We start from the raw sequence: 21,593 nt of genomic DNA, 5'->3' as shown, positions 1-21,593 counted from the left end.
GGCGGATGCGACTGTGGCTGGGAAGGGCCGAACGGGGGCTATTGTGCCACTTTCGGCCCATATCGTCCGGCCAGGGGTCTGCCGCGCCAAACGTCTGTTTTGGATGACGCTACAGACCCGCCAAGTCAGATACATTTGCGCTATCTAATTTTGGCTGAATGGCAATGCTCAACACCCGATCTCTTCACGACAAAGCATTTATCTTGCTGTTAATTGCCGTCACCATTGCGTTTTTTGCAGTGTTGTTCCCGTTTCAGGGAGCCGTATTCTGGGGCGTGATCTTTGCCGTGGTGTTTACACCTTTACACAAAAAGATCGGTAGCAAATTCCCCAAATACCCGACTGTTGCGGCCCTGATTACGCTGTCCCTATGTCTGGTACTGGTGATCCTGCCATTGATTTTGCTGTCCATCTCGCTGGCCAAGGAGTCCGCCGCGATCTATGAGCGTGTGCACACCGGCCAGATGAATTTTGGCCAGTATTTCCAGCAGATCTACAGCGCCCTGCCCCAGTGGCTGATCGATCTGCTGGCCCGCTTCAACCTCAATGACCCCAAGGTCATTCAGGAAAAGATTTCGGGTATTTCGGTGCAGGCCAGCCAGTACGTGGCCACCAAGGTGCTGGCCATTGGCCAGAACACCATGGGTTTCCTGGTGAGCTTCTGCATCATGTTGTATCTGCTGTTCTTCTTCCTGCGAGATGGCAAGGTGCTGGTGCGCAAGATCTATGCTGCTGTACCGCTGGACGACTCGCACAAGCAGAAGCTGGGCGCAAAGTTCATCACCGTGGTGCGCGCCACCGTCAAAGGCAATCTGGCCGTGGCAGCAACCCAGGGCGCTCTGGGCGGCATCATTTTCTGGATTCTCGGCATTGACGGCGCCCTGCTGTGGGGTGTGGTGATGGCCTTCCTGTCGCTGCTTCCTGCAGTCGGTGCGGCCATCGTATGGGCACCAGTCGCCATTTACTTCCTGGCGACAGGTGCCACCTGGCAAGGCATCGTGCTGACCGCCTATGGCGCCGGAGTCATGGGCATGGTGGACAATATCCTGCGCCCCCTGCTGGTGGGCAAGGACACCAAAATGCCCGATTACCTGATCCTGATCTCGACGCTGGGAGGCCTGTCCCTCTTTGGTCTGACCGGATTTGTCATCGGCCCGCTGATTGCAGCCCTGTTCATCGCAGTATGGGATTTGTTTGCGCCACAGGCACAGATTGGCGTGCCCGCAGACAGCCTGCCCCCTGACAACCAGAACTGATACGCCGCCTGAAAGCCTGGCATGCCATTCCACGATTTTGAACTTCGCAAACAAGAGTTCCTGGCGGAATACGCCCAGCGCCTGCCCACCCTCAAGGCCGCAGCCGCCTCCTTCAACGCCCTGATCGAGGCGATTCTTCAGGGCCTGCCCGGTGTCAACATCGCCAAGATCGAGTGCCGCGTCAAGAACCCTGAAGAAGCGGTGCGCAAGTTCAAGCGCAAATACCGCAATGCGCTGGAAGACCGCACCGAAAGCTATGCCATCGGCGACTACATCACCGACCTGATCGGTGTGCGCGTGGTGTGCCTGTACGAGGACGAGCCACCGGCCATCATGGCCAAGGTGCGCGAGTATTTCGATGTGATCGAGATCACCGACAAGACGGCCCCCATGGAGGATTCCGAATCCGACTTCGGCTACAAGGGCATCCACATGGATCTGCGCTTCAACAACGAGCAGGCGCAGCTCTCAGAGCACATGGCGTATGCCCAGCAGGCATTCGAGTTGCAGATTCGCACCATCATCCAGGATTCATGGAGCGAGCTGGACCACAAGATCAAATACAAGAAGTCGATCCCCACCAACCTCAAGCGGCGCATCAACATCCTGTCGGCCCTGTTCGAGCTGGCCGATCGTGAGTTTTTGCAGATCCGCAACGAGACCAACCAGGCGCTGGCCCTGTCGCGCGTCGACACGGACGATGAGGCAGATGCCGCCCCTCAGCCCTATGCGGATGACAGCGAGCCACTGGACGCCTTTGGATTTGTGGCCTTTGGGCAACGCCACTTCCCTGGCTACGATTTCGATCCGCAAAAGGTGGAGTTCTTCATTGACGAACTGGTCAACGATTTTGGCGTGCGCCAGGCGTCCTGGCTGTTTGCCGTGGTGCAGAAGCACATTTCCACGGCGCGCCACTACAAGGCCGATTTTCAGCACCGCTACCCCAGCAGCAGCTTCAATCCATTCACGGTGATGCGCCATTGCCTCTACCTGGAGGACAGGCAGCGCTTCCGCCGCAGCCTGCGCAACTCCGCCCGGGAAGCGTTTGAGGAATGGCTTGAGAACCACCAGCCCACGCGGCGCACTGCCGCCTGAAAGCACGGGATCGAACGCCTCCCTCGCACCCAGGGTTGGCACCTACTCTCGTGCCGATCCATAGCTGGCAACAACATTTGTTTACACAAGAAGCGCCACCCCACCCGTGTTTACGCTGAGAAATTTTGATTCTCGGCGTAACACGGTGCTGTTATATTGCAATGCAACATTAACGGAGTTTTGATGCTGTACCAACTCTACGAAACCCAGCGCGCCCTGATGGAGCCGTTTGCCGAATACGCGCACGCCACATCCAAGATGTTGAGCAATCCCCTGTGGCCTGTCAGTCAGACCACCGCTGTCCAGCGTGCTTCGGCCGGCTTTGACCTGCTCTACCGCCTGGGCAAGGATTACGAGAAACCCGCATTCAACATCAACACCATCACCGCTGGCGACCATGACATTGCCGTGCACGAGCGTGTGGAGTTGACCAAGCCATTTTGCGAGCTGCGCCGTTTCAAGCGCTTTTCAGACGATCCAGCCACCCTCACTGCCATGAAGGGGCAACCCGCCGTGCTGATCGTGGCACCGCTGTCCGGCCACTACGCCACCCTGCTGCGCGAGACCGTGCGCACCATGCTCGAAGGCCACAAGGTCTACATCACCGACTGGACCAATGCCCGCTTGGTGCCCCAGTCGTCCGGAGATTTCCATCTGGATGACTATGTGAACTATGTGCAGGATTTCATCCGCCATATTCAGGAAATCTATGGTGCCTGCCACGTGGTGAGCGTCTGCCAGCCCACCGTGCCGGTGCTGGCTGCCGTATCTCTGATGGCCAGCCGTGGAGAGCAGACGCCGCTGTCGATGACGATGATGGGCGGCCCGATCGATGCACGCCGCTCGCCCACCGCAGTCAACAATCTGGCGACCACGCACGATATCCAGTGGTTCGAAAACAATGTGATCTACCCGGTGCCGGCCAACTTCCCTGGTGCCGGCCGCAAGGTCTACCCGGGCTTTCTGCAGCACATGGGTTTTGTCAGCATGAACCCGGACCGCCACGCGACGAGCCACTACGACTACTTCAAGGACCTGCTCAAGGGCGATGAGGAAAGCGCAGAACACCACCGCCAGTTCTATGACGAGTACAACGCCGTGCTGGACATGGACGCCGCCTACTACCTGGAGACGCTCAAGACGGTGTTCCAGGACTTTGCCCTCGTCAAGGGCACCTGGCAGGTGCGCTCGCCCGAAGGCGTAGCAGAACTGGTGCGCCCCCAGGATATCCAGCACACCGCCTTGCTGACGGTGGAAGGTGAGCTGGACGATATCTCCGGCTCCGGCCAGACCCAGGCTGCGCACGATCTGTGTACCGGCCTCAAGGGATCGGGAAACCGCCACTTCGAAGTCAAGGGTGCCGGGCACTATGGCATCTTCAGCGGCAAGCGTTGGCGCAACATGGTCTACCCCGTGCTCAAGGACTTCATCCTGGCCCACAGCGAGCTCCCCGCCAAGGCCAGCACGGTAAAATCCACGGTTTCCAAGCAGAGCAACTTGCAAACGGTGTGACCCATCCCCTTCCCTCCGACCAGCAGCCAGCCTCAGCGCTGGCTGTTTTCATTGATGCCATTGATGAGGCCCTGCCTCAGACCCAGTGCACGCGCTGCGGCTACCCTGACTGCCGAGGTTACGCCGAAGCCGTGGCCACGGGCGCAGCGGCCATCAACCAATGCCCTCCCGGCGGCGAGGAAGGCATTGCGCGCCTGGCGGCCATCACAGGCCGCGCCACGCTGCCATTGAATCCGGACCATGGCGTAGAAGCTCCACGCGTGCTCGCGCGCATCGATGAAAACTGGTGCATCGGCTGCACCCTCTGCATCAAGGTCTGCCCCACGGATGCCATTCTGGGTGCCAACAAGCGCATGCACACCATCATTGCCGAGGCCTGTACGGGCTGCGAGTTGTGCCTGCCCGTGTGCCCGGTGGACTGCATCGAACTGGACAATGCCAGCGGAGAGGCCACCGGCTGGGAGGCATGGAGTCGGGAACAGGCTGAACAAGCACGCAATCGCTATCAAAAACATAGTAATCGACGCACATCCGGCATGCGCAAACCCGCAAAAGGCCTTCAAGCCACACCTGCTGGAGACGAAGACCGCTTGGCCGTCAGCAGTCCGTCCGCAGCCTTGAACAACATCCGTGCGGCAGGCAGCCCATCCGCTCCAACCCCTATGCCGAGCAAGGTTACGAATGGCGACACAACACCAGCAACGCCGGCTGCACCTTCCGACAAAAAGGCGATGATTGCCGCCATTCTGGCCAAGGCCAGACAACAGCGCGGCAGCCCGAACTAGGCATACCGGCCGAACGTCGCACAGGCGGCACACAAAGCGATACTGGCTTGCCCGCGTCCTGCGCCAAAGCCGTTGCAGCTGCGTGATAATGGTTCGCTTATGAACCCCTTGCTCCAGAAACTGCAGCCCTACCCGTTTGAGCGGCTGCGTCAGCTGTTTGCCAGTGTCACTCCGCCGGCTGACATTCCCCCCATCAGCCTGGGTATCGGCGAGCCGCGCCATCCCACGCCAGCCTTTATCAAGCAGGCCCTGGCCGACAATCTGGCCGGGCTGGCAAGCTACCCCGCCACCGCTGGCACCCCTGCGCTGCGCGACGCATTCGCGGCCTGGCTGAACACCCGCTATGGCCTGCAAGTGGATGGCCAGAAGCACACCCTGCCGGTCAATGGCAGCCGCGAGGCCCTGTTTGCGTTCACGCAGACGGTGGTGGACGCAAGCCAGCCCAACCCCATCGTGCTGTGCCCCAATCCGTTCTACCAGATCTATGAGGGCGCCACCCTGCTTGCAGGTGCCACGCCCTACTATGTGCCCAGCATTGCCGCCAGGAACTTTGCGGTGGATTGGGACAGCGTGCCCGAGGCCGTCTGGCAGCGCACGCAGCTGATCTTTGTCTGCTCTCCGGGCAACCCCACCGGTGCGGTGATGCCACTGGAGGAATGGAAGAAGCTGTTCGCGCTGTCAGACCGCTACGGTTTCGTGATTGCGTCGGATGAGTGCTACAGCGAAATCTACTTCCGTGACGAGCCACCGCTGGGCGGCATGGAGGCGGCAGGCAAGCTGGGCCGCACGGATTTCAAGCGGCTGATGTCGTTCACCAGCCTCTCCAAGCGCAGCAATGTGCCTGGCCTGCGCAGCGGCTTTGTCGCAGGCGACGCTGATCTGATCAAGTCCTTTGCGCTGTACCGCACCTACCAGGGCGGCGCCATGTGCCCTTCGGTGCAGACAGCCAGCATTGCGGCCTGGGGCGATGAATCCCATGTACGAGACAACCGCGAGCAATACCGCAAAAAGTTTGCCGAGGTGACGCCGCTCCTGTCCAGCGTGATGGATGTGCAGTTGCCCGACGCCAGCTTTTACCTGTGGGCTGGCGTGCCCGCGCACATGGGCCTGTCGGATACCGAGTTCGCCCGCGAGCTGTATGCTCAATACAATGTGACGGTTCTGCCGGGCAGCTATCTGGCCCGCGACTTCAACGGTACCAACCCTGGTGCAGGGCGTGTGCGCATGGCATTGGTGGCAGAAACCGCCGAATGCCTGCAGGCAGCCCAGCGCATCGTGCAATTCATTCAATCCTGGAAACAACGTTAAACCATGACGCAACAACTGCAAACCATCATCGAATCCGCCTGGGAAAACCGTACCACCTTGTCGTCCGCCTCGGCCCCCAAGGAAATTGTGGACGCCGTCGAGTACGTCATCAACGCCCTCGACAAGGGTGAGTTGCGCGTGGCCACCCGCGAAGGCGTGGGCCAGTGGACCGTGCACCAGTGGATCAAGAAGGCCGTGCTGCTGTCCTTCCGCCTGAACGACAACGTGCTGATGCAGGCTGGCGCCCTGAACTTCTACGACAAGGTGCCCACCAAGTTCGCCAACATGAACGACATGGACATCGCCGCCACCGGCGTGCGCGTGGTGCCTCCAGCAGTGGCGCGTCGCGGCAGCTTCGTGGCCAAGGGCGCCATCCTGATGCCTTCGTATGTGAACATTGGCGCCTACGTGGGCGAAGGCACCATGGTGGACACCTGGGCGACCGTGGGCTCCTGCGCACAAGTGGGCAAGAACGTTCACCTCTCCGGCGGCGTAGGCCTGGGCGGCGTGCTCGAACCCCTGCAAGCCAACCCCACGATCATTGAAGACAACTGCTTCATCGGTGCCCGCTCCGAAATCGTGGAAGGCGTGATCGTCGAGGAGAACTCCGTGGTGTCGATGGGCGTGTACATCAGCCAATCCACCAAGATCTACAACCGCATGACTGGCGAAGTCACCTACGGCCGCATCCCTTCGGGCTCGGTGGTGGTGAGCGGCTCCATGCCATCGAAGGACGGCAGCCACAGCCTGTACTGCGCAGTGATCGTCAAGCAGGTGACGGCCGAGACCCGCGCCAAGACCAGCATCAACGACCTGCTGCGCGACTGACCGCTCCCTGCCCCCGTATCCAAAGCCCTGCCCTGCAGGGCTTTTTTCATGGCGGCAGCCAGCGCGCGGGCCGCCCCGCAGACGCAGTCAGGAGCGGGATGCGGCATGCGCGCCACATTGCGTCATCTTGGAACAAGCCGTTACCGCTGCAACGCCTACAATCGGGCCGATAAACACCGGAGGGAACAGATATGGGAACCATGGAGCGAATCTTGCGTCTGATGGCCGAAAACAAAGCATCGGACGTCTACCTGTCTGCCAATGCGCCAGCGCTGGTCAAGATCCAGGGTGACTGCATTCCCCTCAACAACCAGATCCTCACGCCTGATGCGCCGCGCACCCTGCTGGCCGAGATCGTGCCGCCCGAGCGCATCGAGGAACTGGACGAGACGGGCGAGCTGAACATGGGTGTGCCGCTCGAAGACGTGGGGCGCTTCCGTATCAGCGCCATGCACCAGCGCGGCACCTGTGCCGTCGTGATCCGCTATGTGCCCAAGGACATTCCCACGCTCGAAGAGCTGGAGCTGCCGGACATCTTTCAGGACCTGATCATGGCCAAGCGCGGCCTGGTGCTGTTCGTAGGTGCCACGGGCTCAGGCAAGAGCACGTCGCTCGCATCCATGATCGACCATCGCAATGCCAAGCAGACCGGCCATATCCTGACCGTGGAAGACCCGGTCGAATACCTGTTCACCAACCAGCGCTCCATCATCAACCAGCGTGAAGTCGGCAGCGACACCGCGTCGCTGCAGACCGCACTCAAGAATGCGCTGCGCCAGGCACCCGATGTGATCATGATCGGCGAAATCCGTGACCGTGAAACCATGTCGGCCGCCATTGCCTACGCACAGTCGGGCCACCTGTGCCTGGCCACCCTGCACGGCAACAACAGCTACCATGCGCTCAACCGGATTCTGAGCTTCTACCCTGTGGAAGTGCGCCCCACCATGCTGGGCGATCTGGCTTCGGCCCTGCGCGCCGTCATTTCGCAGCGCCTCGTCAAGACTGTCTCTGGCAAGCGCACTGCAGCCATCGAGGTGATGCTCAACACCAAGCTGGTGAGCGAGATGATCGAGCAAGGTGATTTCTCCGGCGTGCGCGAAGCCATGGAGAAATCGATGGCCGAAGGCTCGGTCACATTCGAAGGCGCACTGGCAGCCCTCATCAACAGCGGCAAGATCAGCCGCGAAGAGGGCCTGGCCAACTCCGACTCGCCCACCAACCTGATGTGGCGCCTGCAAAACGACTTCCAGATGGCCGCCAATGCAGCCAAGGCACAGGTAGCGGCGCAGCAGGAGCTGGATGACTCTGCCTCGTTCACCGAAATCGTGCTGGATGTGAACCAAGAGTAAGATAGCGACCGCTGGCAGCCCTGGGCGTGCCGGCGCCGCTCCCCATCTCTGACCATGCGGCCTGCGGGCCGCATTGTTTTATCCTTCTCTGCCCTGCTGCATTGCACTTTCCGATATGTCCCGTACCCTGCAATTGACCGAGCAACTGATCGCCCGCCCCTCGGTGACGCCCCAAGACGAAGGTTGCCTGGAAATGATCGCCGACCTGCTCTCGCCGCTTGGCTTTGTGTGCGAGCGTCTGGACAGCGGCCCTGCCGACTTCCGCGTGAGCAACCTCTGGGCCTTGCGCAACAGCAGCGTGGCCGGAGCCAAGACCGTGGTATTGGTGGGACACACCGATGTGGTGCCAACAGGCCCGATGGAGCAGTGGAACTCTCACCCCTTCACCCCCTCACACCGCGACGGCAAGCTGTATGGCCGAGGCGCCAGCGACATGAAAACCTCCGTTGCCGCCTTCGTGGTGGCTGCCGAGGAGTTCGTCGCACAATACCCTGATGCCCCGCTGAACATTGCCATTTTGCTCACCAGCGATGAAGAAGGCCCCAGCGTGGACGGCACCGCCATCGTGGTGGAAGCACTCAAGAAACGTGGCCAAAAGCTCGACTACTGCGTGGTGGGCGAGCCCACGGCAGTCAGCAGGCTGGGCGACATGATCAAGAACGGCCGCCGCGGCAGCCTGACCGGCAAGCTCACCGTGCATGGCGTTCAGGGCCATATCGCCTATCCGCAACTGGCACGCAACCCCATCCACCAGGCACTGGCCGCGCTCGACGAGCTGGCCAAAACGGTATGGGACGAGGGCAATACCTTCTTCCCGCCCACAAGCTTTCAGATGAGCAATATCCACGCCGGCACCGGCGCGGGCAACGTCATTCCTGGCCAGATGGTGGTGGATTTCAATTTCCGCTTCTGCACCGAATCCACGGCTGAGAGCCTCAAGGCCCGTGTCAAATCCACCCTGGAGCGCCATGCCCTCGAATACGACCTGAAGTGGACGCTGGGTGGCAAACCTTTCCTGACCACTCCCGGCCCCTTGGTGGCAGCCGTGCAGCAGGCAGTGCGTGACGAAGTAGGCATTGAGACCGAACTCTCGACCACCGGCGGCACCAGCGATGGCCGATTCATTGCCGAAATCTGCCCTGAAATTATTGAGATCGGCCCGCCCAATGCATCCATCCACAAGATCGATGAGCACGTTGCCTTGGCCGACATCGAGCCGCTCAAGAGCATCTACCGCCGCATTCTGGAAAATCTGGGCAAGTAAATCGTTTTGCCGCATGAACAGGTCGCGGCCGATAGCTGCAGCTTGCCGTCGGCGGGCCTTGCCGCGCCTACAATCGCCTTTACATTTGTTCACCCCGTTTCTGCCATGACCACCATCCGCTCCCTGATCGACGACAGCGCAGCTGCACTCACCGCCGCCGTGGTGCACTTTGGCCATGGCACCACCAATGCGCAGGATGAAGCGGCCTGGCTGGTGCTGTGGGCCCTGGGCCTGCCGATGGATGTGGACAGCAGTACCGAAGGCGAAGATGCCGTGGGCGCACGGCCCGTCAGCGATGCCGACCGCGCCAAGGTGCAAGCCCTGGTGGAACAGCGCATTACGACGCGCAAACCCGCCGCCTACCTGACGCAGCAGGCATGGCTGCAAGGCGTGCCCTTCTATATTGACGAGCGCTCCATCGTGCCGCGCAGCCTGATTGCCGAGCTGCTGGCCGACGGCAGTATCGACGAATGGCTGAGCACCACCACCCACCAGGTGCTCGATCTGTGCACCGGCAATGGCAGCCTGGCCTGCCTGGCGGCCATGGCCTACCCCGATGTGGCAGTGACCGGCGCCGACCTCTCGCCCGATGCCTTGGCGGTTGCCCGCATCAATGTAGAAAAGCACGGCCTGCAGGACCGTGTCACGCTCGTGCAGTCCAACGGCATGGCACAGGCGCGCGGCCCCTGGGACCTGATTCTGTGCAACCCGCCCTACGTGAACGCCGACAGCATGGCGCGCCTGCCCCTGGAATACCGCGCCGAGCCCGCGATGGCGTTGGCTGGCGGCAAGGACGGCATGGATTTTGTGCGCCTGCTGGTGCGCGACCTGCCCCAGCGCCTGACCGAAGACGGCGTGCTGGTGCTGGAGATCGGCAACGAACGCGAGCACTTTGAAGCCGCCTTTCGCGGCCTGCCCGTGTTCTGGATGAACACCAGCGCAGGCGACGACCAGGTGCTGCTGCTGACGCGCGATGCGCTGGTGCACTGGATGCATGAGCAGCCAACACAGTTCTGAAGACGCCATCCCGCCAATTTGCTATATATTAAATAGCTAATGGCGCTTACCCACCAAGCGCCAGCGGTCCTTTTTATTCAATTCCACCAGCACTTCCAGCGCAACAGATGGGCGGCTAGTACGCCATCACCTTGCAGGCCAGCTTGCTGATGGGTCCGTGCAGATAGCCTTCCAGCCTGGGGGGCAGCAGCAGGGGCTTGAGCAGCATGCGTACCGCCATGTCGGCTGGCAGGCCGGTGCTCACCAGGTGGTAGATGCGCTGGGCCACGTCCTCGAACTTGCGTTCCGGCGTGCAGAAAAGCGACCCCTTGTGCGCAAACACATGGCGCAGCGCCACATCCGAGTCACTCTCGCGCAATTCCTTCAAGCGGCTGTACAGGGCCCCCGCAATGCGCGTGCGGCCAATCGGCGCTTCCTTCTGCAAGGTCTTGAAATACGCCAGAAAGTGCTTGAAATGCCCCACCTCGTCGTTGCGGATGTGGCCCAGCAGTTGCGTCAGCACCGGCTCGTGGCTGAGCTCGCGCAGGGTATGGTAGTAGGCCGTGGTACCCGTTTCCACCACGCAGCGCGCCACCATCTCCAGCCGCCGGTCGCTGAACAGCTCCTCCACGGTGCACAACTGCGAATACTCGGCAAAAAAGCTGTCGTAGGCCTGCTGCCACGGAAAGCCGGGCCACACGGTTTCCACATAGCGGCGCAGCGATGCGCCATGCTGCAGCTCTTCATGCTCCCACTCCTGCACCAGCCAGTCGCTGATCTGCGGATACTGTGCGTAGTGCTCACCCAGGTTGGCGGCATAGGTGTCCGAGCCCGTCTCCACGAATGAGGCACTCATCAGCAGATAGAACAGATCCTCGTCGCCTTCGATGGCGGCGCGGTCTATGCGGTGATAGGGAATGTCGTCGATCTTCCAGTGGCCGCGCGGCTGCGCAGTGTCGTCCCCGGTGTTGCCTTGCGGAACCCGGTTTTGCGATGTTGTCGCTGTCATGGCGCTTTCCTTGTCTTGACCCAGGGCTGCAGTCCCTGTCTGTCAAGCCACAGCCCGTGTGTGACTGCAGTATGACCAGTGCGTGTCCATTGAATGACGGCAATGCTGTGAATCATCTTAACGATTGCATCTCCACGCAACAATCCATCAACTGACGGATGGCGACAATGGCCTACAAATTTGGAGCCTGAACGTCGTTCGCGGGCTCTCGACTGCCAAACATGCACTTGCAGCCGTAGCGATTTGCCACAAATGGGGCGCCGCCCGCATAGAGGCCCCGCAAACTGCTAGAGAGGGGCCGCGCGGCGATAATTCACCCCAGTCATGATTACGCTGAAAAACATTACGCTGCGCCGCGGCACCAAGGTTCTGCTCGACCAGGTGAACGCCACCATCAACCCCGGAGAGTCCGTTGGCCTTGTGGGTCGCAACGGAGCGGGCAAATCCACCCTGTTTGCGCTGCTGAACGGCTCGCTGTCCGAAGACGGAGGCGATTTCTACATTCCTGCGCAATGGCGCATGGCCCAGGTGGCCCAGCACATGCCCGAGACCACCGAATCGGCCACGCAGTTCGTGCTGGACGGTGATACGCGCCTGGCAGAGGTGAACGCGCAGCTGCTGGCTGCTGAAGAGACCGGCGACGGCATGGCCATCGCCCAGGCCCATGCCGATCTGCACGATGCCGGTGCGCATGACGCCACAGCGCGCGCACAGGCCCTGATCCTGGGCCTGGGCTTCAAGGTGTCGGAGCTGGACCAGCCCGTCAACAGCTTCTCGGGCGGATGGCGCATGCGCCTGCAGCTGGCCCGCGCGCTGATGTGTCCCAGCGACCTGCTGCTGCTCGACGAGCCCACCAACCACCTGGACCTGGACGCCCTGGTCTGGCTGGAAGCCTGGCTCAAGCGCTATCCCGGCACGCTGATCACCATCAGCCATGACCGCGAGTTCCTCGACGCCATCACCAATGTCACCCTGCATATCGAAAATGCGCGGCTGACCCGTTACGGCGGCAACTACAGCAAGTTTGAAGAACTGCAGGCCCAGCAACTGGAGCTGCAGCAATCATCGTTCGAGCGCCAGCAGGACAAGATTGCCCACCTGCAGAAGTTCATCGACCGCTTCAAGGCCAAGGCCAGCAAGGCCAAGCAGGCGCAAAGCCGCATGAAGCAGATCGAGCGCATGGAAAAAGTGGCTCCGGTGCTGGCCGCCGCAGAGTTCACCTTCGAATTCAAGGAGCCCGCGAACCTGCCCAACCCCATGCTGGCCATCACCGATGCTGCTTTCGGCTATACCGACGAGCAGGATCAGGAAACCGTGATCCTGCGGGACGTGAGCCGCTCCGTGCTTGCAGGCCAGCGCATTGGCATCCTGGGCGCGAACGGCCAGGGTAAATCCACACTGGTCAAGACCATCGCCCGCGAAATGAAGGCGCTCGCCGGCAAGGTGACCGAGGGCAAGGGCCTGAACATCGGCTACTTTGCCCAGCAGGAGCTGGACGTGCTGCGCCCCGAGGAAAATCCGCTGGAGCACATGATCCGCCTGGCCAAGGAAATCGGCGCAGAAGGCAACAGTGCGCGCGAGCAGGATCTGCGCAGCTATCTGGGCACCTTCAATTTCAGCGGCGACATGGTCAAGCAGGCTGTGGGCAGCATGAGCGGCGGAGAAAAGGCTCGCCTCGTGCTGGCCATGATCGTGTGGCAACGCCCCAACCTGCTGCTGCTCGACGAGCCGACCAACCACCTGGATCTGGCAACCCGCGAAGCCCTGGCCATGGCCATCAACGATTTCGACGGCACCGTCATGCTCGTCTCGCACGACCGGCACCTGCTGCGCGCCGTCTGCGAAGACTTCTGGCTGGTGGGCCGCGGCAAGGTCGGCCCGTTTGATGGCGACCTGGACGACTACCAGCGTTACCTGCTCGACGAATCCAAGCGCCTGCGCGAAGAAGCCCGGCAGGCGGAGCAGGACGCTCGCGGCGAGAATACGGAGAAAAATCAGCCTTCTGCATCCACCCAGCAAGCGCCGGACGCTCTAAAATCAGTAGCACCCAAACCTACCGCGCCTAAAACAGAAGCAACATTCGATCCCAAGGAAGCCCGTCGCCAGGCCGCAGCCGCGCGCCAGCAACTGGCCGACAAGACCAAGCCCTTCAAGAAAGAGCTGGAACAGATCGACAAAAAGCTCCCGCAGCTTGCCACTGAGCGCAGCGCGCTGGAAGAAAAGCTGGCCACGCCCGGCCTGTCCGGCCCCGACGTGGTGGAAGCCGGCAAGCAGCTCGCCACAGTCAACAACAGCATCGAGCAACTGGAAGAGCGCTGGCTGGAGCTGTCCGAGCAGATCGAAGCGATTGCCCAGGAGCTGGGCGCGACGGCCTGATTTCCAGCGCTACCGCCCAAAGCGCCAACCCGCCCCCAGGATCACCGCATGCAACGCACGATTCGCAGCAAGGAATTCACCGCCGAGCGCGCCTGGGGAGCGCTGGACATCGCCCACCTGGGCGGCACCAGCGTACGCCTGCACTGGACGGACCAGCCCTACATCTGGCACGTCAACGATGGCGAGGAAGTCTTCGCGGTCATGGACGGCACGGTTGTCATGCACTACCGCGAGGCTGGTGTTGAAAAACGCACCACCTTGCACGGTGGCGACATCTTCCATGCCGGCATCGGCTGCGAGCATGTGGCGCATCCGCAGGGCGCGGCGCGAATTCTGGTAATTGAGAAAGCAGGCAGCGTCTAAGCCCGCAATACCTCCCAGGCAAAAACAGGTGCGAGCGCGCGCCCTGCCTACACCTATAGCTCCTTTTCCTGCAGCAAACGCCACATCACCTTGCCGCTGCCACTCTTGGGCAGGTGATCAACCAGTTGCACGATGCGCGGCGCCTTGTACACCGCCATATGCTCGTGGCACCAGGCGATGATGTCCTGCTCGCTCACCTGCCCCTGGTGAGAAGGGCGCAGCACCACCACGGCCTTCACCGTCTCGCCCCGGTAGGGGTCTCTGGCAGAGATCACACAGGCCTCCAGAATGGCGGGGTGGCGGTACATCAGGCTCTCCACCTCGGCAGGCCATACCTTATAGCCGCTGGCGTTGATCATGCGCTTCAAGCGGTCGGTCAGGAAGAAGTAGCCGTCCTCATCGCGGTACCCCAGGTCTCCGGTGCGAAAAAAGCGCTCACCGCCCACCTGCACAAAGCTGGTCTCCGTCGCGCCGGGCTGCTTCCAGTAGCCTTGCAGCACCTGCGGGCCACGCACCACAATCTCGCCCACCTCGCCGGGGGGCAGCTCCTGCAGGCTGTCAGGGTCGATCACCTTGGACTGCATGCCGATGTGCGGCACACCCAGGCATTGCTGCTTGGGATGCTCATATGGATTGGCGTGCGAGGCTCCGCAGGTCTCGGTCATGCCATAGCCTTCGATGTAATCGAGCCCCCACAGATCCTTGATGCGCTGGGCCACGGGCTGCGGCATGGCAGCGCCTCCGCCGCCGATGTAGACAAGGCTGCGCATATCCACCTGCGCCAACTGGGGGCTGGCCAGCAGATCCACCACCATGGTCGGAATATTGGCCCAGTGCGTCACACGCCAGCGCAGCATCAGGCACGCCGCCAGATTGCGGTCCCAGCGCGGCATGATGACCAGGGTTGCCCCCGCGCCAATCAGCACATGCATGATCGAGACCATGCCGGTGATGTGGAACATGGGCGCCACCACCAGATTGACGCTTTCAGTGCTTTGGCGTCCCCACAGCAGGCCCGCCTGCACCGCGTGCTGGATGTGGCTGTGCGCATGGATGCACCCCTTGGGCTTGCCCGTGGTGCCGCTGGTATAGGGCAGGATCGCCATGTCGGCGGCGCCCACGCTGAGGAGCGGCGGGGCATTGGTGCACTGCAGCGCCTGCTGCCACGATGCCACCGAGGCTCCGGGCAGCAAGCTGGCATCCGGCAATGCATGCTCGCCCAGCAGCCAGGCCGCCCAGGCCTGCGGAAAATCGGCCTGCTGCTGCACCTGGGGCGGCATGGCATCCGCAAAGCGGGTGATGAGCAGGTGGCGCAGCGGCTCCGCGCCGGGCATCTGGCTTACTTGGTGATTGGCCTGTGCCAGTGCGCCAGCCAGATCGGTGGTGGTGATGGCCACACGCGCATCCGCATCGGTGATGTAGTGCGCCAGCTCATCGGCCGTGTTCATGGGGTTGACGGGCACCACCACCGCATTGGCACGCAGAATGGCATAGTGCGCCAGCACCAGTTGCGGGCAGTTCTGCATCAGCAGGATCACGCGGTCGCCCCGCTGCACGCCCTGTGTATGCAGGTGCGCCGCCAGCCGCTCGGTGATCTGCTCCATCTGCCGGTAGGTAATGACCTGCTCGAAGAACACCAGGGCCGCATGATCGGGGTAGCGCCGCGCGTTGACCGCCAGGTTGTCCCATACCGAAGTCTGCGGCACCGTCAGCCGCGTGGGCACGCGCCCCGGCCAGTAGCGCGTAGGCGCGGGCGGCGGCGAAGCATGCGCAGGGGACAGGGCAGCGAAGGAAACAGTCATGGCGCGATCCGGTGCAATCAATATCTGCGCCAGTATCGCCAACCGCCCTGCCCGGCAGGGGTCACGTGCGGGACGACTGAGTGCCGCCTTTAGCGGGCTAGAGCCCAATAGCCCCTGCCTGCGCGCGCACCCAGTGCAGCACGGCCTGCCATTGCTGCGCCGCACATTGCAGTGCAGCAAATTGTGGATGGCTGTCGCCCGCCTCGCGGTATGCCCGGTCTGCCATCACCGCGTCCTGCCACATCTGCGCCTGCTGCTCTACCTGTGCTTGCTGAAACTGCACCAGCAAACTACCGGGTGATTCGCACAGGGTGTAGTGGTAAGGGTTGCTTCCATGGCGCCAAAAGCGCCATTGCAGCCGCAACGCATCGCGCGTCACCGCCCTGCCCTGCAGCCGCTGCCAGTGGTGAAAGGCCTCGTGCATCAGCCAGCCGGTGATCATTGGCTGGTCCAGCCGCAAGGCCTCGTGTGGATTGCCACCTTCAAAACAATACCGAGGAAACGACAGAAAGCCGCCATTGAAGGACAAGGCGCGCCGCGTATCGCCCAGCCTCCGCAAATGCACACGCATGCGGCGCCAGCGGGGATCGGCGGGCTCGCCAAAATATTGCGCGAGCAAAGCCCATTCCGCCGCGCACAAGGGGCGCGACCAGAAAAGCGCCCGGCGGCAACCTGACACGAGAGATTCCATCTTCACGCCGGTGATTGTGGCATCGCCCGCAGTTCCGCAACGCCCTAGCACAGACACATTCTGCATATGTGCCGACGCACCCCCCTACCGGATGCGCGTGGACATGGCCGTGCCCACCATCGCGCCACCTTAGAACGTGTTTACGATCTCCTCGCGCCGCGACAGTGGCTTTGCGGGGCGCCCGGCTAGGGATGGGATGCGAGGGGCGCGCCTAGCGGAGCAGTGCGCAGCCAATAGCCAGTTATTGGCAAGCGCTGCAACAACGCAGACCGCCCCTGACCGGGCGTCCCCAAACCCACGGTCCCTCCAGGTTGGAGTGAAATCGGGCGATTTCTGCGCGCTGGCCCTTGTTTGCACCCCGGTGCAAGCTGCGGCCCAGCACTTCGAACTCATCCCGATTGCACTCCAACGCGGCTGCGTAGAGATCGTAAACACGTTCTTAGGGTGCATTGCCGCACTTTCTGCCCCGTTTGGTGCATGGCCACTTGCTGGTTAACACCGATTCTCTTTGCACCAATAAATTGGATACTGAATACATTAATAACAAAACATATATTTACATATCAGCGATTCAGGCACGATATTTGCGTAGTACTGGCCAGTTATCCCTTCCGCATCACGATATTTGTATACAAGGAGTGTGACATGAGCTTGAGATCCCCACGCCGCCGCTTTCACCAAACCCTGCTTGCTGCCACGCTGGCCGCCTGCAGCCTGCTCCCACTGAGCGCGGCACAGGCCCAAACCGTGCACAAGGTGCGCTATGAGGAAGTGGTGCGATCCGTTCTATATGTACCCATGTATGCCGGTCTGAAAAAAGGCATGTTCAAGGACGAGGGGATCGAGCTGACAATGAAAACCTCGCAGGGCACGGACAAGGGCATGGCGGCCCTGCTCTCGGGCAGCGCCGATATCGTGCTGATCGGGCCCGAGGCCTCCATCTATGTCGCCAACAGCGAATCGCCGGTCAAGCCCGTCGTGTTTGCGGGGCTCACGGCCACCGACGGCTTCCTGCTGATGGGCCGCAAGCCCGATCCGGCCTTTGACTGGAACAAGCTCAAGGGCAGCAAGATCATGTCCTTCCGCCCCGGCTCCAACCCCGACATATTCCTGGAAGCCGCGCTGCGCAAGAAAGGGCTCGATCCGAAAAAGGACGTGAAGCTCGTCAACAACATCGGCCCCGCTGCCCGCACCGGCGCCTGGCTCGCTGGGCAGAACGACTACGCGACCTTCCTGGAGCCCGAGGCCAGTACGCTGGAGAAAGAAGGCAAGGCCTTCCCGCTTGGCTCGGTCGGCAAGGAAGCCGGCATGGTCGACTACACGGTCTTCACCACCACCGATGCCTACCTGAAGAAGAACCGCGCCGCCGTTCAGGCCTGGACCCAGGCCGTGGCCAAGGCGCAAAAATTTACCGCCGCCGCACCCGCAGCTGAACTGGCCGACCTGGTGGGCGAGTACTTCACCGGCGTGAGCAAGCCCGAGCTGACCAGCGCCATCGAGCGTTACCAGACGCTGAACCTCTGGAAGAAGACGCCTCTCGTTGAAAAGGAAGCCATGGACAAGCTGCAGGACATGCTGGTGCAGGGCGGCGTGCTGGAGGCTTCGAAGAAAGTCGATTACGCCCGGTTCGTAGACATGAGCCTGGTGCAGAAGTGAGGACGGTGCCATGAACAGCCCCTACCGCATCCATGTCGACAATGTGTCGCTGCGCTACTTCACCCAACAGGGCGAGACGCAGGCGCTGCAGAACATCAACCTCTCGGTCAAACCGGGGGAATTCATCAGCCTGATCGGCCAATCGGGCTGCGGCAAGAGCACGCTGCTGTCCATTCTGGCGGGAATTCTGCCCCCATCCAGCGGCAACGTGTTCGTCGATGGCAGCGCCATCGTCGGCCCCAACCCGCGCATCGGCTACATGCTGCAGCAGGATTACCTGTTCGAATGGCGCACCATCCTGGAAAACACCTTGCTGGGCGCGCAGATCCAGAACAAGGACATGGCTGCTGCAGAAAAACGCGCCATCGGCCTGCTGCAAAAGTGCGGCATGGGCGACTACCTGCACCACTATCCGCGCCAGCTCTCGGGCGGCATGCGCCAGCGCGTGGCCCTGGCGCGCACCCTGGTCACCAACCCGGATGTGGTGCTGCTGGACGAGCCGTTTTCCGCACTCGACTCGCAGACCCGCCTGTCGATTGCCGACGAGGTGGTGGATGTGCTGCGCGACGAGGGCAAGTCCGTGATTCTGGTCACCCACGACATTGGCGAGGCCATTGCGATGACCGACCGCGTCATCGTGCTCTCGCGCCGCCCCGGCCGCATCAAATCGGTGCACCACATGGATTTTCCATCGACTGGCGGCAAGCGGCCGACCCCATTCGAGGCACGCGGCTGCCCCGAGTTCAACGACTATTTCAACGTACTGTGGGATGAAATCGACACCCACGTGGAAGGCTGAACATGAGCACCGTGATGAACACCACCAACACACAGGCCACCAGCCCACCCGATGCCCGCAGCCCCGAATATGTGCAATGGCTCGCACAGATCCAGCGCCGCAAGCTGCTGATCACGGCCAGCCGCATTGGTGTACTGGCTGTCTTTCTGGCTGTCTGGGAGATTCTGGCGCGCACCCAGGTCATCAACCCCATGTTGACCAGCTACCCCTCGGCCGTGCTTCCCACACTGCTCGAACTGTTCAAGACCGGCGATCTGACAGGACACACCTGGATCACCTTCAAGGCCACCATCATCGGCTTTGCCGTCAGCATGGTGCTGGGCGTGCTGATCGCGGCCCTGCTGTGGTGGAGCGGCTTTCTGAAAAAGGTGCTCGACCCCTTCCTTGTAATTGCCAATGCCATGCCCAAGATCGCCTTCGTGCCCATCTTCTACATCTGGCTGGGCTCCGAGTATTCGGTGTACGGCATGGCCGTCGCCATCTCGCTCTTCATCACCATCATGGTGGTGTACGAAGGCTTTCAGGCCATCGACCCCAACAAGATCAAACTGGCCACCACCCTGGGCGCCAGCAAGATGCAGGTGATGCGCTATGTCGTCTTCCCCGGCAGCGTGCCTGCCGTGATTGCGGCGATCAAGATGAACATCGGCCTGTCGCTGATCGGTGTGATCGTGGGCGAGTTCCAGTCCTCCAGCGCCGGCCTTGGCTTTCTCATCGTCAACGGCAGCCAGGTCTTCAAGCTCAACATCGTGATGGCCGCCATCGTGGTGCTGGCCATGCTGTCCGCCGTCATGTACCTGGCCGTCACCCGCCTGGAAAAGGCCGTGCAGCACCGCTACGCATAAAGAAACAGAAACCGCGAGGACCTATGCAATTTGAACCATGGATCGTGGAGCGCGTAAAGGCACGCCAGGGCGTACTCCACCCCTACGACACGCTCGATGCCGCCACCACCGCCTTTGTCGTGGTCGATCTGCAGAAATACTACACACAGCCCGGCTTTCAGGGCGAATGCGCGCCGGCACGCGGTATTTTTGACAACGTCAACAAACTGGCCGCCGCCATGCGCGCACGCGGCGGCAAGGTGGTATGGATCAAGACCAATGCAGATGGCGCCGACCAGTTCTGGTCGCACCACCACAGGCACATGCTCACCCCCGAGCGCAGTGCCCGCCGCCTGCTGGAGCTGAGTGCCAGCCACGAAGGCTTCGAGATGCCGGACACGCTGGATGTGCAGGAAAACGACCTCACGGTCGTCAAGCGCTGCTACAGTGCACTGGCACCGGGGGCCTCTGAGCTGGACGCGGTGCTCAAGGCCCATGGCATCCGCACCGTGCTAATCGGCGGCACCGTCACCAACGTGTGCTGCGAATCCACCGCCCGCGATGCCATGATGCTCGACTACGCCACCATCATGGTCGACGATGCGCTGGCCGCCGTCACCCCGTATGAGCACGAGCACTCGCTCAACAACTGGATGCTTTTCTTTGGCGATGTGCTCACCGTGGACGAAGTGGCAGAGCGCCTGCGCTGATCCATGGTGGTATGACCCCGGGCGACCAAAATCAGTCCGTTTTCCGGCCTTCCGATTCCGGCTCCAGCCCCCTGCCCTGCAACACGGGCACCTGGGCCAGCCGCTCGCGCGCAAACTCCACGAAGGCCCGCACCTTGGCCGGCGCGCGGCGCCCGGCGGGGTAGACGATGTGTACCGGCACCGGCGGTGGCTCATGCGCAGCCAGCACAATGCGCAGGCGGCCCGCCTGCAGACCGGCCGCCGCCTGGTAGGCCAGGCAGCGCGTGAGGCCCAGCCCCGCCTCGGCCGCTGCAATGTCCACCTCGTTGTTGTTGCTGATCCAGCAGATCTGCGGCTGGGCGCTCACGCCATCCTTGAACGCCCACGGCGCCACGGCCCGCGCATCGCGCGAAATGCCGATGGCCCGGTGGCTGGACAGCTCACCCGGATCGCGTGGCTCCCCGTATCGCGCCAGATAGGCGGGCGACGCCACCACCAGCTTGCGCAGCGCCCCGACGGGTAACGCCGTGAGCCCCGAATCGGGCAGATGGGCAATGCGCACGGCCACATCCATGCCTTCATCAAGCAGATTCACCAGCCAGTTGACGAACAGCGTGCGCGCCTGAATACGCGGATGCGCTGCCAGAAAATCCTGCACGATGGGTGCCACATGGCAGATACCAAACATCTGCGGCGCGGTGATGGACAGTTGCCCCTGCACCTGGGCCTGCGCACCGCGCGCTGCCTGTTCGGCTTCGTGCAGATCGGCCAGAACCGGGCGGCAATCGCCCAGGAAGCGCTCACCCGCCTCGGTCAGCCGTACCACCCGCGTGCTGCGCTGCAGCAGCAATACGCCCAGCCGGGCCTCCAGCGCGGCAATGGCCCGCGTGATAGCCGCAGGCGAGCGCCCCAGGCTGCGCGCAGCAGGCGCAAAGCCCCCGGCCTCGGCAACGGCCACGAAGCAACGCAGGGTATCGAGGTGATCCAT

19 protein-coding genes are annotated in these 21,593 nt (G+C 62.0%); 15 read left to right on the top strand and 4 right to left on the bottom strand.

Going from position 1 to position 21,593, the window contains the following annotated elements; all coding sequences use genetic code 11:
* Positions 1 to 164 precede the first annotated feature (164 nt).
* From LAD35_RS07670 to prmB, 9 genes are all read left to right on the top strand, one after another.
* Positions 165 to 1,256 carry an AI-2E family transporter gene (locus LAD35_RS07670; protein WP_224152101.1) on the top strand — a complete coding sequence of 364 codons (1,092 nt, stop codon included), beginning with the start codon at positions 165 to 167 and terminating at the stop codon, positions 1,254 to 1,256.
* Positions 1,257 to 1,277: 21 nt separating this feature from the next.
* On the top strand, positions 1,278 to 2,351 hold the full coding sequence (locus tag LAD35_RS07665; RefSeq protein WP_224152100.1) for a GTP pyrophosphokinase: 1,074 nt from the start codon (positions 1,278 to 1,280) through the stop codon (positions 2,349 to 2,351).
* Between the two features lie 183 nt (positions 2,352 to 2,534).
* On the top strand, positions 2,535 to 3,863 hold the full coding sequence (locus tag LAD35_RS07660) for a polyhydroxyalkanoate depolymerase (protein ID WP_224152099.1): 1,329 nt from the start codon (positions 2,535 to 2,537) through the stop codon (positions 3,861 to 3,863).
* A complete protein-coding gene (rsxB, locus tag LAD35_RS07655) occupies positions 3,860 to 4,648 on the top strand; it encodes an electron transport complex subunit RsxB (RefSeq protein ID WP_449720089.1) in 789 nt (262 codons plus the stop codon). Before LAD35_RS07660 ends, rsxB begins: the two co-directional genes overlap by 4 nt.
* Positions 4,649 to 4,747: 99 nt before the next feature.
* Positions 4,748 to 5,956: a succinyldiaminopimelate transaminase gene (dapC, locus tag LAD35_RS07650; protein WP_224152098.1), complete on the top strand. Its 1,209-nt coding sequence runs from the start codon at positions 4,748 to 4,750 to the stop codon at positions 5,954 to 5,956.
* A 3-nt stretch (positions 5,957 to 5,959) separates the two neighbouring features.
* The gene (dapD, locus tag LAD35_RS07645; protein WP_224152097.1) at positions 5,960 to 6,784 is read left to right on the top strand and encodes a 2,3,4,5-tetrahydropyridine-2,6-dicarboxylate N-succinyltransferase; all 825 of its coding nucleotides are present in this window, start codon (positions 5,960 to 5,962) and stop codon (positions 6,782 to 6,784) included.
* Between the two features lie 191 nt (positions 6,785 to 6,975).
* Positions 6,976 to 8,136: a PilT/PilU family type 4a pilus ATPase gene (locus tag LAD35_RS07640; protein WP_224152096.1), complete on the top strand. Its 1,161-nt coding sequence runs from the start codon at positions 6,976 to 6,978 to the stop codon at positions 8,134 to 8,136.
* Positions 8,137 to 8,251: 115 nt separating this feature from the next.
* Positions 8,252 to 9,400, top strand: coding sequence for a succinyl-diaminopimelate desuccinylase (gene dapE / locus LAD35_RS07635; RefSeq protein WP_224152095.1), 1,149 nt, complete (start codon positions 8,252 to 8,254; stop codon positions 9,398 to 9,400).
* 105 nt (positions 9,401 to 9,505) lie between these two features.
* Entirely contained in the window at positions 9,506 to 10,417 is a 912-nt protein-coding gene (gene prmB, locus LAD35_RS07630) for a 50S ribosomal protein L3 N(5)-glutamine methyltransferase (protein WP_224152094.1), read from the top strand.
* A gap of 115 nt (positions 10,418 to 10,532) precedes the next feature.
* On the opposite strand, the gene LAD35_RS07625 is transcribed toward prmB, so the two are convergent.
* Entirely contained in the window at positions 10,533 to 11,405 is an 873-nt protein-coding gene (locus tag LAD35_RS07625) for a ferritin-like domain-containing protein (protein WP_224152093.1), read from the bottom strand.
* A 324-nt stretch (positions 11,406 to 11,729) separates the two neighbouring features.
* Here LAD35_RS07625 and LAD35_RS07620 point away from each other — a divergent pair, with 324 nt between their 5' ends.
* Both LAD35_RS07620 and LAD35_RS07615 read left to right on the top strand, forming a co-directional pair.
* The gene (locus LAD35_RS07620; protein ID WP_224152092.1) at positions 11,730 to 13,781 is read left to right on the top strand and encodes an ABC-F family ATP-binding cassette domain-containing protein; all 2,052 of its coding nucleotides are present in this window, start codon (positions 11,730 to 11,732) and stop codon (positions 13,779 to 13,781) included.
* A gap of 48 nt (positions 13,782 to 13,829) precedes the next feature.
* The gene (locus tag LAD35_RS07615; RefSeq protein ID WP_224152091.1) at positions 13,830 to 14,144 is read left to right on the top strand and encodes a cupin domain-containing protein; all 315 of its coding nucleotides are present in this window, start codon (positions 13,830 to 13,832) and stop codon (positions 14,142 to 14,144) included.
* 53 nt (positions 14,145 to 14,197) lie between these two features.
* Here the strand turns inward: LAD35_RS07615 and LAD35_RS07610 are convergent, their stop codons facing one another.
* Both LAD35_RS07610 and LAD35_RS07605 read right to left on the bottom strand, forming a co-directional pair.
* Positions 14,198 to 15,946 carry a long-chain fatty acid--CoA ligase gene (locus tag LAD35_RS07610; RefSeq protein ID WP_224152090.1) on the bottom strand — a complete coding sequence of 583 codons (1,749 nt, stop codon included), beginning with the start codon at positions 15,944 to 15,946 and terminating at the stop codon, positions 14,198 to 14,200.
* A gap of 97 nt (positions 15,947 to 16,043) precedes the next feature.
* Complete coding sequence (locus tag LAD35_RS07605) at positions 16,044 to 16,637, bottom strand: hypothetical protein (RefSeq protein WP_224152089.1); 594 nt, start codon at positions 16,635 to 16,637, stop codon at positions 16,044 to 16,046.
* 645 nt (positions 16,638 to 17,282) lie between these two features.
* On the opposite strand from LAD35_RS07605, the gene LAD35_RS07600 reads away from it, so the two are divergent.
* From LAD35_RS07600 to LAD35_RS07585, 4 genes are read left to right on the top strand one after another with little or no spacing between them, the layout of a single operon-like run.
* A complete protein-coding gene (locus LAD35_RS07600) occupies positions 17,283 to 18,293 on the top strand; it encodes an ABC transporter substrate-binding protein (protein WP_377779394.1) in 1,011 nt (336 codons plus the stop codon).
* Between the two features lie 10 nt (positions 18,294 to 18,303).
* Positions 18,304 to 19,092 carry an ABC transporter ATP-binding protein gene (locus tag LAD35_RS07595; RefSeq protein WP_224152088.1) on the top strand — a complete coding sequence of 263 codons (789 nt, stop codon included), beginning with the start codon at positions 18,304 to 18,306 and terminating at the stop codon, positions 19,090 to 19,092.
* Positions 19,093 to 19,106: 14 nt separating this feature from the next.
* Positions 19,107 to 19,937 carry an ABC transporter permease gene (locus LAD35_RS07590; protein WP_224152087.1) on the top strand — a complete coding sequence of 277 codons (831 nt, stop codon included), beginning with the start codon at positions 19,107 to 19,109 and terminating at the stop codon, positions 19,935 to 19,937.
* 23 nt (positions 19,938 to 19,960) lie between these two features.
* Positions 19,961 to 20,626: an isochorismatase family cysteine hydrolase gene (locus tag LAD35_RS07585; RefSeq protein WP_224152086.1), complete on the top strand. Its 666-nt coding sequence runs from the start codon at positions 19,961 to 19,963 to the stop codon at positions 20,624 to 20,626.
* 31 nt (positions 20,627 to 20,657) lie between these two features.
* Here LAD35_RS07585 and LAD35_RS07580 read toward each other — a convergent pair whose 3' ends face one another.
* Positions 20,658 to 21,593 carry a LysR family transcriptional regulator gene (locus tag LAD35_RS07580; protein WP_224152085.1) on the bottom strand — a complete coding sequence of 312 codons (936 nt, stop codon included), beginning with the start codon at positions 21,591 to 21,593 and terminating at the stop codon, positions 20,658 to 20,660.

The sequence above is a fragment of the Comamonas odontotermitis genome, from assembly GCF_020080045.1.
GTDB lineage: Bacteria > Pseudomonadota > Gammaproteobacteria > Burkholderiales > Burkholderiaceae_C > Comamonas > Comamonas odontotermitis.
Note: the sequence above shows the minus strand (reverse complement) of the source record. Positions and strands in the feature narration are given on the sequence as shown.